Annotated in this window: 15 protein-coding genes, 8 tRNA genes and 1 pseudogene; 11 read left to right on the forward strand and 13 right to left on the reverse strand. The window is 25.3% G+C overall.

Annotated elements, in window-relative coordinates; genetic code table 4:
- Positions 1-492: 492 nt before the first annotated feature.
- The gene (locus AACL11_RS09750; RefSeq protein ID WP_338987652.1) at positions 493-852 is read left to right on the forward strand and encodes a hypothetical protein; all 360 of its coding nucleotides are present in this window, start codon (positions 493-495) and stop codon (positions 850-852) included.
- A gap of 60 nt (positions 853-912) precedes the next feature.
- On the opposite strand, the gene AACL11_RS09755 is transcribed toward AACL11_RS09750, so the two are convergent.
- The 3 genes from AACL11_RS09755 to AACL11_RS09765 form a co-directional block, all read right to left on the reverse strand.
- The gene (locus AACL11_RS09755; RefSeq protein ID WP_252318981.1) at positions 913-1,884 is read right to left on the reverse strand and encodes a 3'-5' exoribonuclease YhaM family protein; all 972 of its coding nucleotides are present in this window, start codon (positions 1,882-1,884) and stop codon (positions 913-915) included.
- A 14-nt stretch (positions 1,885-1,898) separates the two neighbouring features.
- Complete coding sequence (locus AACL11_RS09760; RefSeq protein WP_338987654.1) at positions 1,899-3,581, reverse strand: phospho-sugar mutase; 1,683 nt, start codon at positions 3,579-3,581, stop codon at positions 1,899-1,901.
- Positions 3,582-3,749: 168 nt separating this feature from the next.
- Positions 3,750-4,061, reverse strand: a complete 312-nt coding sequence (locus AACL11_RS09765) for a hypothetical protein (RefSeq protein ID WP_252318979.1) — start codon at positions 4,059-4,061, stop codon at positions 3,750-3,752.
- 915 nt (positions 4,062-4,976) lie between these two features.
- Between AACL11_RS09765 and AACL11_RS09770 the strand changes: the two genes are divergently transcribed.
- Together AACL11_RS09770 and AACL11_RS09775 are read left to right on the forward strand one after the other, a co-directional pair.
- A complete protein-coding gene (locus AACL11_RS09770; protein ID WP_174481002.1) occupies positions 4,977-5,204 on the forward strand; it encodes a hypothetical protein in 228 nt (75 codons plus the stop codon).
- Positions 5,204-5,401, forward strand: coding sequence for a hypothetical protein (locus AACL11_RS09775; protein WP_338987657.1), 198 nt, complete (start codon positions 5,204-5,206; stop codon positions 5,399-5,401). The genes AACL11_RS09770 and AACL11_RS09775 overlap by 1 nt, the downstream gene beginning before the upstream one ends.
- A gap of 53 nt (positions 5,402-5,454) precedes the next feature.
- Here AACL11_RS09775 and AACL11_RS09780 read toward each other — a convergent pair.
- A tRNA-Gly gene (locus tag AACL11_RS09780) sits at positions 5,455-5,528 on the reverse strand.
- 174 nt (positions 5,529-5,702) lie between these two features.
- On the opposite strand from AACL11_RS09780, the gene AACL11_RS09785 reads away from it, so the two are divergent.
- Positions 5,703-6,095: a hypothetical protein gene (locus tag AACL11_RS09785; protein ID WP_338987659.1), complete on the forward strand. Its 393-nt coding sequence runs from the start codon at positions 5,703-5,705 to the stop codon at positions 6,093-6,095.
- Between the two features lie 95 nt (positions 6,096-6,190).
- Here AACL11_RS09785 and AACL11_RS09790 read toward each other — a convergent pair whose 3' ends face one another.
- Together AACL11_RS09790 and AACL11_RS09795 are read right to left on the reverse strand one after the other, a co-directional pair.
- Positions 6,191-6,319 (reverse strand): hypothetical protein, encoded by a 129-nt coding sequence (locus tag AACL11_RS09790; protein ID WP_255495923.1) that lies wholly within the window; start codon positions 6,317-6,319, stop codon positions 6,191-6,193.
- Positions 6,320-6,324: 5 nt separating this feature from the next.
- Complete coding sequence (locus tag AACL11_RS09795; protein WP_338987661.1) at positions 6,325-7,869, reverse strand: sodium-dependent transporter; 1,545 nt, start codon at positions 7,867-7,869, stop codon at positions 6,325-6,327.
- A 486-nt stretch (positions 7,870-8,355) separates the two neighbouring features.
- On the opposite strand from AACL11_RS09795, the gene AACL11_RS09800 reads away from it, so the two are divergent.
- The 6 genes and pseudogenes from AACL11_RS09800 to AACL11_RS09825 all read left to right on the forward strand — a co-directional run bounded on the left by AACL11_RS09800 (position 8,356) and on the right by AACL11_RS09825 (position 11,893).
- The gene (locus AACL11_RS09800) at positions 8,356-8,721 is read left to right on the forward strand and encodes a hypothetical protein (RefSeq protein ID WP_338987663.1); all 366 of its coding nucleotides are present in this window, start codon (positions 8,356-8,358) and stop codon (positions 8,719-8,721) included.
- A 64-nt stretch (positions 8,722-8,785) separates the two neighbouring features.
- Complete coding sequence (locus tag AACL11_RS09805) at positions 8,786-9,667, forward strand: DDE-type integrase/transposase/recombinase (RefSeq protein WP_338987665.1); 882 nt, start codon at positions 8,786-8,788, stop codon at positions 9,665-9,667.
- On the forward strand, positions 9,562-9,774 hold the full coding sequence (locus AACL11_RS09810) for an IS3 family transposase (RefSeq protein ID WP_338987667.1): 213 nt from the start codon (positions 9,562-9,564) through the stop codon (positions 9,772-9,774). Before AACL11_RS09805 ends, AACL11_RS09810 begins: the two co-directional genes overlap by 106 nt.
- Positions 9,775-9,819: 45 nt before the next feature.
- Positions 9,820-10,323: pseudogene (locus AACL11_RS09815) on the forward strand (IS3 family transposase); the annotation flags it as partial.
- A gap of 125 nt (positions 10,324-10,448) precedes the next feature.
- Positions 10,449-11,238, forward strand: a protein-coding gene (locus AACL11_RS09820) for an IS5 family transposase (RefSeq protein WP_422397932.1) whose coding sequence is annotated in 2 segments (ribosomal slippage) — positions 10,449-10,717 and positions 10,716-11,238 — 792 coding nt in all. Because the reading frame shifts where the segments join, the coding sequence is not laid out codon by codon here.
- Positions 11,239-11,293: 55 nt separating this feature from the next.
- Positions 11,294-11,893: a hypothetical protein gene (locus tag AACL11_RS09825; RefSeq protein ID WP_338987670.1), complete on the forward strand. Its 600-nt coding sequence runs from the start codon at positions 11,294-11,296 to the stop codon at positions 11,891-11,893.
- Between the two features lie 73 nt (positions 11,894-11,966).
- Here AACL11_RS09825 and AACL11_RS09830 read toward each other — a convergent pair.
- From AACL11_RS09830 to AACL11_RS09860, 7 genes are all read right to left on the reverse strand, one after another.
- A tRNA-Leu gene (locus AACL11_RS09830) sits at positions 11,967-12,048 on the reverse strand.
- A 65-nt stretch (positions 12,049-12,113) separates the two neighbouring features.
- Positions 12,114-12,201, reverse strand: a tRNA-Leu gene (locus AACL11_RS09835).
- A 6-nt stretch (positions 12,202-12,207) separates the two neighbouring features.
- A tRNA-Lys gene (locus tag AACL11_RS09840) sits at positions 12,208-12,282 on the reverse strand.
- Positions 12,283-12,298: 16 nt separating this feature from the next.
- Positions 12,299-12,373 (reverse strand) — tRNA-Gln (locus AACL11_RS09845).
- Between the two features lie 10 nt (positions 12,374-12,383).
- Positions 12,384-12,468: transfer RNA gene (locus AACL11_RS09850), tRNA-Tyr, on the reverse strand.
- 11 nt (positions 12,469-12,479) lie between these two features.
- Positions 12,480-12,556 (reverse strand) — tRNA-Thr (locus tag AACL11_RS09855).
- A gap of 7 nt (positions 12,557-12,563) precedes the next feature.
- Positions 12,564-12,639: transfer RNA gene (locus tag AACL11_RS09860), tRNA-Val, on the reverse strand.
- 283 nt (positions 12,640-12,922) lie between these two features.
- Here AACL11_RS09860 and AACL11_RS09865 point away from each other — a divergent pair.
- A complete protein-coding gene (locus tag AACL11_RS09865; RefSeq protein WP_338987671.1) occupies positions 12,923-13,351 on the forward strand; it encodes a hypothetical protein in 429 nt (142 codons plus the stop codon).
- Positions 13,352-13,407: the final 56 nt, after the last annotated feature.

A 13,407-nucleotide genomic window follows, 5' to 3' on the forward strand; every position in this document is an offset into this window, starting at 1 on the left:
ACTGGGGAGTGGCAAGGTTGGTTAAATAAAGAATAGAATTAATATAGTAGGTTCCCTAAGCAGGTCTATATATACTAGTTTCCAATTCGCTCCCACCCCAAGAATTACCATTACTGGTTAGTATATTTTATTAGGTATCACTCCACTTATTATTTATACATGCAAGTCCACATGTTCTAGCTACTATTTTTAACAACTGTGTTGTAGTTCACTTTTTTAGTTCCCTAACACGTGTTGATAATAGTATTAAAGAGGGTTATTAAAAATTTTAAAATTTTACAATTACAAAAAAAGACAAGATTATTTCTTGTCTTTTTCCTTAATAACTTTGATAATAATTTTTATTTTTTAAATGTATATTTTTTAAAATACGTCGAATATAAATTTAAAAATTTAAAGGTTAAAGAGAGTAATTTTGTCTAATTTTAATGATTTTTAAAATAATTCATCTGGAAATAAGTTAATTATATAGTAATTAATTTTCCTACGTTTTTGGGAACCTCCCAAAATTATTTTGCAAAGACAACTTTGCCATTCGCTTCATGAGCACCAGCAACTTCAACTAAAGCAACAATGAATAAACAAGAAGCAGTAACAGATGTTATAAATAAATTAAAAAAATTACAAAAAGATTCAGAATTAGCTGTTAAAGTTTTATTAAAAGGTATGTATAAAGAAAAAATTGATTTTAATAAGCTTAGAAATGAAAATGAAATTTATGATAAAAATGAAAAGCCAGTACCTAATGATTGATTTAAAGATAAAGAATCAGATAAAGAAGCAAATGTATTGATTTTTTATGGTAATACAGAAACTGGTTATTTTTATAGGATAAAAATAAATATAAATTAATTTATTAAAATTTATGATAAAAAATAAACTCTCTTTTAATTAAAAGAGAGTTTTTATTATTTAAACTTTTTTATTTTTTTCTTTTAAATTTTGATGTTTATAGAACATTCTATTTTCAATACTTGCAATACGAGCAGTTGATTCACCAACATTAATATTAACCAATGCTTCATCAATTGCATAGATCTTTGCATCTAAGTTATCTAAATGATGTAAAATTTCAGCTTCTATTGTTTTTGGTAAGACAGGTGAACCATATTCATATTTACCATGACTAGCTAATATTAGATGCTGTAATAAAACTACGATTTCTTCTTCTAAGTTAATATTTAATTCCTTACAAGCGAGTGTAACTTGCATTGCGCCTAATGAAATATGACCAATCATTTTACCTGATAGTGTATATGAACTAATAGGATTATTATTTAATTCAACCATTTTTCCATAATCATGCATAATGATTCCTGCATATAATAGTTCACTATTAATATTACGATCATTATAAAGTGCTACTACTTGTTTTGCCATTCTTAACATTGTTACTGAGTGTCATAATAAACCGCTTTGAACAGCATGATGCATTTTAACTGCTGCTGGTCACTTCTTATAATCATCAATATTTTTTTTATTAAAACATTGGATTAATACTTTTTTTAAAATTGGATTTTTAAATTCCTTTATTGTTTGACTAATTTCAGTTCATGCTTCAATAATATTAATTGGTGCTTGTGTAAGTAATAAATCATAATATTCACTAGGATTAGTAATAATAGTTCAATTATTAATTTTTAGTTGTATTTCATTATTATAATTAATGCTATTTGCTTCAATTTTAATTACTTGTCCTATTGTTAATTGTTCAATAGTTTCTTTGCTTACGTCTCAAATTCTTGCTGAAATTGTCCCAGTTTTATCTTGTAATTGTAAGTTTAAATAATTAGTATTGTTAGAAGCAACACCTTGAATTACTCGATTAATAATTACTACTAAACTTAAAACATTATTAGGTTTAATATCTTTAATTACAGTCATTTTTTAGTTCCTTTCTATCATTTTATATCTTTGATATTTAGATATTTGATAGCTAATTCTTCATACATTTTTCTCATTTTTAATTGTGCATCATTAATGGTTTTATCAACACAAACAAAATAGAATTTAATTTTTGGCTCAGTTCCACTAGGTCTAACAGCAAATCATGAACCATCACTGAAGTAAAATTTTAGTAAATTTTGCGATGGCATTCCATGTAAACCAGTTTGATAATCTTCAACTTTAATTGTTTTAATATTATTAAGTGTTGGTATTTTACTAGTTCTTAATGTTTCTAACATATTATTAATAGTATTTTGTCCTGTTTTGCCTTTTAAAATAAGATTAACAGTATAACAGTAATAATATCCAAATTTTTGATAAATATTTTCTAAAACATCAACTAATGTTTTTTGTGACTTTTGATAATATCAAGCCGCTTCTGCTGCTACTATTGCTGATTGAATACCATCTTTGTCACGAGTAATATCTTTAATAACATAACCATATGCTTCTTCAAAACCAAAAACAAAGTTAATGTTACGTGCTTTTTCTTTTAGCATTTCTGCACCAATTCATTTAAAACCAGTTAACGTTTTAATAACTTGACATCCATATGATTTAGCAATCATATCAGATAAATTTGAAGTAACAAATGTATTGTACATAACAGGATTTTTTGGCATTGTTTTATTAAGTTGATAATGGCTTAATAAATATTCTAATAAAATTGGTGCTGTTTCATTACCTGTTAATAATACATAATCATTATTATGTTTTACAGCAATACCAATGCGATCAGCATCAGGATCATTTAAAATAATTAATGGTGCATCATGTTTTTTAGCATGTTTAATTGCTAAATCAAATGTTGGTTTTACTTCGGGATTGGGCGACACTACACCTTTAAAATCAGGATCATAGTTAGCTTGCTCTGTTACTAAAATAATTTCATAACCGCATTGTTCTAAAATTGGTTTAACTCATTCACGACTAGTACCGTGTAGATTAGAAAATACAATTTTAAAGTTACGATTTTTAACTTGTGGATAAAACTGTAAATTTTTAATATCGTCACGATAATTATCTTCTACTGTTGAAGGCACTTCTTTAATTAGGTTAGTATCATAATCGAATGTTAATTGAAAATCATCAGGCAATTGTTCCATTTTATTGCTAATTATATTGGTAACATTAGGAAGAAATTGACAGCCATATTGATCATAAATTTTATAACCATTATATTCAGGAGGATTATGACTGGCTGTAATAACAATTCCAGCAAGAGCATTAACTTTTCTAATACTATATGAAAGTACTGGTGTTGGTCTTAAATCATTATTTTTAAATAAAAAAACAGGAATTTTATGTTTAGCTAAAGTTTTTGCTGTTAACATTGTAAATTCTGCTGAAAAGTGACGATTATCATGAGCAATAATAACACCACGAAGTAAGTCTTTTTCAGAAAAGGCAGATTTTAAATATTGAATAAATGCGACAGTTGCCTTCATAATAATAATTTCATTAATTCTGCCGGTACCAACTCCAGTAATACCACGCATGCCAGCTGTACCAAATTCTAAAGTTGTAGTAAAAGCATCTTCAATTTCACTTTTAGACATTGTAGTTAATTGTTTTTTTAAGTGTTGCGGTAAGTTTTGCTTTTTTCAAATCTCATATGTTTTTAGTACATTCATTATTATTTCTCCTTTATAATAAAAAATTAAGTTTATAGGTAAATCATACTATAAAATAAGAAGAAAATAAATTTTAGTAGTTAATCTAAACATAAACTTTGAATTAAATAATAAAAAATAAAATTATTAAAAATTTCAATTTCAATCTTTAATAATTTTATTTTATTTTTATATTGATTGTGAATTGGTTTTATTTAGAATTGTTGTTGGTTGTTTGTCATTTTTAATAGAATTTATTGCTTTAATGTTTATTTTTTTATTTGGTTCTGAACTTTTAATTAGTTTATATAATGGTACTTGTTTGTTATCTTTATTAAGATACTGATCACTAGTAATAGTACCAACAAGTTTTTCATTATTATTTAGTAATATTTCAGCAAGAGATGTTGTTATTGGTAATTGTGGTTTAATTTTTCTTGAATTTGTTGTTGTTTTTTCTTTTTCTGTTATAAGATTTTCTGATTTTTTACTATATAGCACTTCTAAATATCTCCTTTTTCAAATTAAAAACCTATTTACTTTAAAATAAAAGTAAATAGGTAAAAACTTATATTAATTTTAGGAAAATTATATCATAGTATCTATATTAAATATAGATATTTTTCATTTATTTTTGTATTAGATAACTATTGTTTAATTAGAAATAGTTACCTCCTTAGAAGTTTTATAATTGAATTGTTTATAAAAAATACATGTATATGAAATTAAATATTAATACTTATATAAGTGTTAATTATAATTTTCATCAAAAGTATTATTTTTTATGTTATTATATATTCATAATTTAATAACTGTTCAGTCTTAATATAGATATATCTCTATGTTAGGATTTTTATTAAATTAAAGTTTTAAAGAAAAGGAAAAAAGATTAAAAGAAATTCCTAAAGATAAAATTAAAACAAATTAATTAAAGTAGCAGTAAGCAATAGAACAGTTCTTGCTTATGCTTGAGACCCCAGATTAGTCAATAACAAACATTGTGAGGTTGAGTTACAAATTATGAAACAAATGATTATTTTTGTTTCTATTGTTACACCTGACTATGTAGAGATGAAAAGATTAGTTAAAAAAATGACAAAAACAAGTGAGTGATTTAATAAATAAAACTGAAGTTCCAATCAGTGAATATAAAAAATTTTGTTTTAAAAACAATTTCAGGACAATTATAAATAAAGATTACATTTGTAATCTTTATTTATCTCTTTATATTAATTTTAAGTTATTAATTTTTTTTATTGATTTTACTTGGAATTTCTTGTAAATGAGTTACAATTGTATTAAAGTTTTAAAGAAACTTTGGAACAAAATATTTTGGTTTTTTTATAGACCTCGTTTAAATTTTTGTATTTAAATTAGGTTTTTTGTTTTATTATATCGTTTAAAGGAGTGAGAAATATGAAATCACAATTTTATAGAGATGGAATAATTTATTATGCAATGAATTTAGAAAAGTGAGCAAATGTTGAAAATAAAACTTACTTTATAAAATATCATGATGTGATTTTAAAATTAACTGATATCATTAATTGTTATGATTTAAAAAATATTTCTGAAGTAAAAGTTTATAAGTTCTTAGCAGATGCTTTTAATAGTCGAATTTTAAAAGAAGTAGGGGATAACTAATGAAAATTAATTTAGAAGAATGCACAAATAATAAAATAAAATATTTAGAATCATTACCAGAAAGAACTAATGGAATGTCTTTAGTTATGTATCCAGTAAATTCATGAGCAGAAATAGTTAATAAATGTGCTTGCAATAATTCTAGTGATGAAGAAACAGCAGCAGTACTACAAACTAAAAAAGGTCCTAAAATATAAACCATTATAAAATAAAAAAAGGCGTATTAATTACGGCTTTTATTATTTTATAATGGAGCGGGTGATGGGAATCGAACCCACGTCTTCAGCTTGGAAGGCTGTAATAATACCATTATACGACACCCGCAGTTATGTTAACCACCATGTATTTATATCATATTACTAAAATTAAAGTCAACTACTTTTGATAAACAAGTTAAAAAAAATTATTTTTTAATCTTTTTTTCAATATGTTTATTTTTTTTCTTTTTATTTTTTCTTTTTAAATAAAAGAAGTTTTTCTTTAAAGAAATAAGAAACAATGACAAAAATAATTGAAGCTATAGCAAAAAAATGAGCAATTAATCATATAATTCAGAATTTATTAATATTTAAACTAAAAAGAAAAGTTGTGCACAATATTGTGATAATTAGTGACAATGTTAAAAATACTAATAAAATTTGTTTTTTATTAGTAACTCATATTGGCATAATAAAAATAAATAGAATTATACTAGTAATTGGTCAAATCATAATTTGAATTGAAGTATTCATAATTTTGGCAACAAATGAGTTTTGAGATTTAGGAAAAAAATTATTAGTCATAAACATTAATCAAACTAAAAATAAAAATAAAGAAGCAATTGTTAAAGTTATTTTGCTAATTAATAAAATTTGTTTTAATTTATTTTTTTCCATTTCACTCACCATTTAATAATAAGTTTTGTAATCTGGCATCAAAATGCCAGATTACAAAAAAACCTAATTATAATACTTTATCATAAGTATACTAAAATATTTTAAAAAATATTATTCTTTGTTTTTTTCTTTTCTTTTTTGTTTTTTATGACTCTTAAAATCCATTATGACAAAGAAAATAAAAAGACCAATAATACTTACTAAAGAAATTACCATTAAAATAATTGCTCCAACATCCATGTTTTTTAACCTCTTTCAGTTTTTGTTTTTATTTTAAATAATTTATTAAAACCATTATGAATATTTTTATGATAAGTTAAGATAAAAGTTAAAAGTAAAACTAACCCAACACCAAGTGTTAGACCAACTGTACCATAAACAAAATTAGCATTGATAATATTAATAATAAAATCATAGATACCAGTAGCAATATTAATTAAAATTAAAATTGGTGCGATAATTAAAATTACTATTTTATATCCTTTTGTTCATTTCATTCATGAATTTTCATTATTATATAATTTTAATGTATCATATAGTTTTCAGCCATATGGACTAATACCAATTAATAAAATAAACCCAATTATTAGTAGTCAAATTTGTGCTACTCAGATTGCTAGCCCATTAAACAGCGCTGGTGAATTACTAAAGGTGAATAATACTGATACTGCCATTGCTCCTAATAATGATATTGCTAATGCTTGTTTGCGCTTTAAATGAATTTCATATTCTAGACCATTTACCATTGATTCAACTTGACCAATTAGTGAGGACATACCCGCAAAGAAAAGTGTAACAAAAAATAATATTGCTAAAATATTTCCTAAAATAGGAACTTGATTATTAATAATAGTAAATAATTGTGGTATTACTTGGAAAATCAAAGCAGGTCCTGCTTGAAATACATCTTTAATATCAGTTTTACCTTGATTTTGAGCAATTGCACCTATTGAATTAAAAACAATAATTGTTGTTAATATACCAATAACGCTAGTACCAAAGGCTACTACAAAAGCTTGATTAGTACTATCTTGTTTTTTGGGAGCATGAGCTGCATAAATATAAATGGTTCCTGTACATGTTGATAACATAAAGAATGATTGACCAAAAGCATCTTTTCATAATCTAGGATTTAATAATTCTTTAGCATCTAAATCAAACATTACATTTAATCCAAGTTTAGCACCTGATAATGTACTAGTATAAATTGCTAAAATAATAATCATTAAAAATAAAAATGGAATCATAATTTTATTGGCTTTTTCAATTCCTTTTTCAACACCACCTAGTAGAATGATACCCAAAATAATTCAGACACCAATTGTTGCAAGTAAAATCATTCAATTTAAGTTACCTAGGCTATTTAAATTGCTAATATCTTGATCATTTGTTTGTTGTAAAATATTATGATAAAAATAAGAACCTTTATTTAAATTAGAAGTAAAACTAATAATAATATTAATTAAAGTTCATCCTACTAAAACACTATAATAAGTACTTAGTAAAATAACGGTTGTTGAATGCAATCAAGAGAAAAAAGCACCCTTTTTACCTCCAACCTCACTAAAAAATTCAATATGATTTTTTCGATATTTATTACCAATTGTCATTTCAATAAATAAAACTGGTATTGCACAAATTACCATACATATTAAAAAAGGGATTAGAAAAGCACCATGATGGTTATACATTTGAGTTGGAAATCCTCAAATACCACCTAATCCTACTGCCGAACCCATTACTGAAAGTAAGAATCCTAATTTTGAGATATTTAAGCGTTGTTTTTTCATATTAATAAATGACCTCCTTTATAACAGTTAATTATACAAAAAAAATATTTTATTAAAACCAATTTCAGTAAATAAAATTTTGCGATGTTATTTATTAATAATGTGTATTGGAAAATATATAGAAAATCAAAATTTTATTTTATTTAATAAAATGATATTATTACAAATAAATAATAAGAAAAAACAAGGTTTTTAAGTAAATTTTAAAAAAGTAATATTAAAAAATAAAACTCCTCCTTATATAAGGAAATAATAAAAATTTATTTTTAATATTATTAATTTAATTATTTAAGTTATTAAAATTATTTTTCATAATTTCAATATTAATGATTATATTACTTTCATTTATTTAATATAGGGTTATAATACAACAAGTAATAAATAAAGACTAGAGTTTAGCTCATATTTAAGGATTGTAATTCTTAATATGGGTGTTTTTATATTAATTTTATTACTTTAAATTATTTTTTAGAAAGGATGAAAAATATGGATTCATCACCAGCAAGAAGTTATTCTTCTACAGAACAATTATTATCAAATGATTTAATATCAACTAATAATAGAAATAGGGTAGTACCTACTATAAGAGATGTGTTACTTACTCTTGGTAATTGAATGGTAACTGGGGGTAACTATTTATTATATCAAGATGGAGTATTATCACTAGCACCAGCATTATGTTTTATGGGGGAAGGAGCAATTAATTCAAAAATTTCGTTAACTAATTTAATATTAAGATATTGAAATATTAATAATGTAAGGATTAATAATTTATTAACAGTAGAAAGTTTTGCAACAGCACCATTATTACCACTAGCAGTAGCTTTACTTAACTTGGATGGGGCCACTTAGCCCTTTTTACTAGACCATTAATTTAAAAAATCTGAATGTATTCTAAAAACAATTGTGTTATATAATGAACACTAATTTTGACCTGAAAGGATTTTTATTAATGGATAAAATTAAACAAATAGCATTAATAATTAACAAATTAAATATCAAAGAAAAAATTAAAATTATCGATGATTGCAAAAATCAATATTCAATTAGAAACTTATGTCAATATCTTCAATTAAACAGATCAACATATTACTTTTTAAAAAATAAACAAAAACTTATTAAAAAAGAAAAAAATCATATTATTAATTGCAATCATAAATATCAAGAATTATGCCAACTTTTAATCGAATTTCATTCTACAAGAAAAGGTAGAATTTATGGATATTTAAGAATTTTTTCAGCTTTTAAAGAGTGATTAAAACAAGAGAAAAATATCATTTTAAATATAGAATTATCAACAAAACAAATGCGAAAAATTATGAAAAAACACAATATTCAAGGATTAAAACAAACTAAAAATAACTATCCTAAAAACAAAAAAAATCCAAATAAGTGAATACCTACAATGGATAAAGTAAACAAAGATTACAAAAGTACAACCGCTTCAAATCAAATTTGATCAATGGATACTAAACAAATAAACACCAAAGAAGGTTGACTATATCTTTTTGTAATTATTGATTTTTATTCAAATAATGTTGTTAGTTATAATACATTTTCAAATAAATCATATCAAGATTTAATTCTTCCTGCACTTGAAAAAATAAACAACCAATTTTCTTGAAATCAAATAAAAAACGTTATTTTACATTCAGATAACGCCAACGAATTTTATTGTCAAGAAATTACAAAATGAGCAAAAAACAACCATATGATATTGGCGGTAATGTCATATCTGAAAATTGATTTTCACATTTATCTCAAGAATGATTGCCTAAAGACTCAAATCAATATTTAACAATCAATGAAGCTATTAATGATGTAAATCAATATGTTATGTTTTATAATTATGAAAGAATACATTCTAAATTTTTAAAACCACCAATATTACAAATAAAAATTTAGAAATATCTATCAAAATATGGTCCAGTAATTAGGGCTAACCACCATAGAAAATTTAAGAATAGGATTAAAAATGAAGTTATTGTTAGTGATTTAACTTATGTACAAGTTAATGGTAGGTGAAACTATATTTGCCTATTAATAGACCTATTTAACCGCGAAATTATCGGACATAGTGTTGGAGTTAAAAAAGATGCATCATTAGTACATCAAGCATTTATGCAATCAAATCGCTGTTTAAAAGATATTCAAATATTTCATAGTGATCGCGGTAATGAATTTAACAATAAAATTATTGATAAACTTTTACTAGCATTCAACATTAACCGTTCTTTAAGTAAAAAAGGTTGTCCTTATGATAATGCTGTTGCTGAAGCAACTTTTAAAACTTTTAAAACCGAATTTATTAATGATAAAAATTTTACATCATTAATCCAATTAAAATTAGAATTATTTGATTACATCAATTGATATAACAATATAAGAATTCACAGCACTTTAAACTACTTAACTCCAGTTAAATATCAACAACAAATGTCTACCAAAAAATAGTCCTAAAAAGTGTTGCCATTCCAACTGACCAACACCCAATCCAGATACATTACCTGTTAGAACCTGTTTGGAATCTTTTATAAAATAACGTAAAATGACTATATATTTTAAGATAAGGGGTATATATGCATAAAAATTATCCAAGTCATGTTACTAAAGAACAATTTGAGAACATAAGATCAATTTTAGAAAATAACAAAAAGAAAACAAAACCAAGAAATTTAGATTTATATGAAGTATTTTGTGCAGTTTTATATGTATTAAAAAGTGGATGTCAATGAAGAATGTTACCAAAAAATTTTCCAAAATGACAAACTGTATATTATTATTTTCAAATTTGAAGTAAAAATAGTGATAAAGAACCTAGCACTTGACAAGTAATTTTAAAAAAAATTAGTTAGAAAAGTTCGTATCAATAATGGTAGAAAAGAACAAACTAGTTTTTGTATAATTGATTCACAAAGTGTTAAAAACACAGATACTGCTAAAAATAAAGGTTATGATGCTGGTAAAAAAATTTCAGGAATAAAGCGTCATATTGCTGTTGATTCTCAAGGCTTACCACATGCAATTTACATAACCACAGCAGAAAAAACAGATCGTAACAGTGCTATAATAATGATTGAAAATGAAAAAGAAAATTTATCTAAAGTTCAAAAAATACTAGTAGATGCTGGTTATACTGGTGAAAAATTTGCTTTTAAAATCAAAACAATCATAAATGCAAATGTTGAAGTTATCAAACGTAATGAATTACATTCTTTTGTAGTATTGTCAAAAAGATGAGTTGTAGAACGAAGTTTTGCATGATTAGAAAAATGCAGAAGATTATGAAAAAATTGTGAAAGAAAATTAAATACTAGCTTACAAATGGTTGTTCTCTCATTTATTTCAATTTTATTAAAAAGATCCTAAACAGATTCTTACATATGCTTTTATTACAGCAGCAGCTTCAAGTTTAAATCATATAGTGACAATTAGTAAAAAAATATCAGAATGTTGTGCACCTAATAATGAAGAAAATGCAATAAATCAACAACGTAATATATGACAAAAAATAGGTAATACAGCTGCAAGTTTATTAGCACCAATAACTATTGCTAGTGCAATTACTGGTGTTAGTCTTTTTGCATATCATGAATTAAGTAATCCAAATAATAATGATGATGATCAACCATTTTATAAAAAAAGATCAACGGCTTTTTGAGAAACAATAGCTGGTCTTGTAATAGTTGGTACTGGTTTATTAGTAAATACTTGAATGGAATTATATGAAAATTGATGTTCGGATGTTAATGATTTTGATGAGGAAGATAATTATGAAAATATTTCTAGCAGTACATCTTCACCATCATCATCAAGTTCTGAAGATAGTGATGATAATAATCCATTATTAAATAAACCTTTTAATCCAGAAAAAATTAATAATGGAGAGGAAACACAATCAGTCATGTCAACTTCTCATGTTGTTGAAATAGCTGATCCTAAACCACTTAATACAGCAGCATTAAATTCTGAAGAACGTTTGCCTGTTAAACAACAATCTTTAGAACGTCGATTATCAGTTTAATAATATTTAATATTATAAAAATAAAAAGGTATTCTTAAAAGAATACCTTTTTATACTAGTAATTTAATATTAGTGGTGCCCAGAGCGGGACTCGAACCCGCATGATTTCTCGGTAGATTTTGAGTCTACTGCGTCTGCCATTTCGCCATCTGGGCAAAATATAGTTTACTTGCTTATAAAAAATGAGGAATACTTCCTCGTCATTAATAAATATATAAAATGGTGCCCAGAGCGAGACTCGAACTCGCACAACCTGTAAAAGTCATCGGATCTTAAGCCCGACGTGTCTGCCATTTCACCACCTGGGCATCAAATGGTGTCCCCGGCAAGGATCGAACTTGCGACACCTCGGTTAAAAGCCGAGTGCTCTACCGCTGAGCTACGAGGACAAATTAATAAAATATATGGCTGAGGTGGTTGGATTTGAACCAACGCATGACGGCGTCAAAGGCCGTTGCCTTACCGCTTGGCTACACCCCAATAAGTAATATGGTGGAGGGGGAGGGAGTCGAACCCCCGAACTCGAAGAGATCTGGTTTACAGCCAGGTGCAGTTGGCCACTTTGCTACCCCTCCATAAATAATAATGGTGCTGATGACAGGAATCGAACCTGCAACCTACGGTTTACAAAACCGTTGCTCTGCCGGATTGAGCCACATCAGCAGGTAAATGGTGGAGTATGACGGACTTGAACCGCCGACCTATTGCTTGTAAGGCAATTGCTCTCCCAGCTGAGCTAATACTCCTTATTTATTGTTTTATTAGAATTATTTATTCTTAAAAAACCTTAATCATTATAATAGATATTTTTCACATTTACAATTATTTTTTAAAGATAATGTAAAATTATTTTATTTTTAATTATTTTTTAAAAGAAAAGTTAAAAGAAAAAACCAAAAAAAATAATTTTATGTTAAATATTACTATTTTATACCTATTTTCAGTTTTATATATTTTAAATATAATATTTTTTTAAAGTTTGCTAAAATTTTTTTGAGCCATATTTATATTAAAAGAAAGGGAAAATTTATGCAAAAAATTTGAAAAAAATTATCAAAGTTAGATAAAATTAGCATTTACGTATTTATAACTATGTTAATAGTAATGATTTTAGGATTAATTTTAATTGGAACAGTATCTTGAACAGTTAAACCTCTAGGAGCTAAAGCGGCTGAAAGTCATGATGGGTTTTGAATTTTAAGAAATTCTCATCCTTGAACTATTGGAGATTTTATTAAGGGTAGTATAACTAATTTTGGTGTTACTATGTCATTAACTGATTTTTTTGATAAATTAAAAATTGCAGTTGCTGCATTAGGTGGAAGTGCAACTTTAACAGGTACAGCAGCACAGTTGCAAATAGGAGTAATCTTAGCGGTTATTGCTACTCCAATCTTATTTTTTACAAGTCTTATTATTTTTGGATACAGTTGTTATTTAAAAGTAGTAAAAAAATAAAAATAGCAATTTATTAATTTTAAAAAATTCTTATTTTTCACATTAAAGTAAGAATT

Origin of the sequence: Spiroplasma endosymbiont of Dasysyrphus albostriatus (assembly GCF_964019495.1) — a bacterium.
Taxonomy (GTDB): Bacteria; Bacillota_I; Bacilli_A; order Mycoplasmatales; family VBWQ01; genus Spiroplasma_E.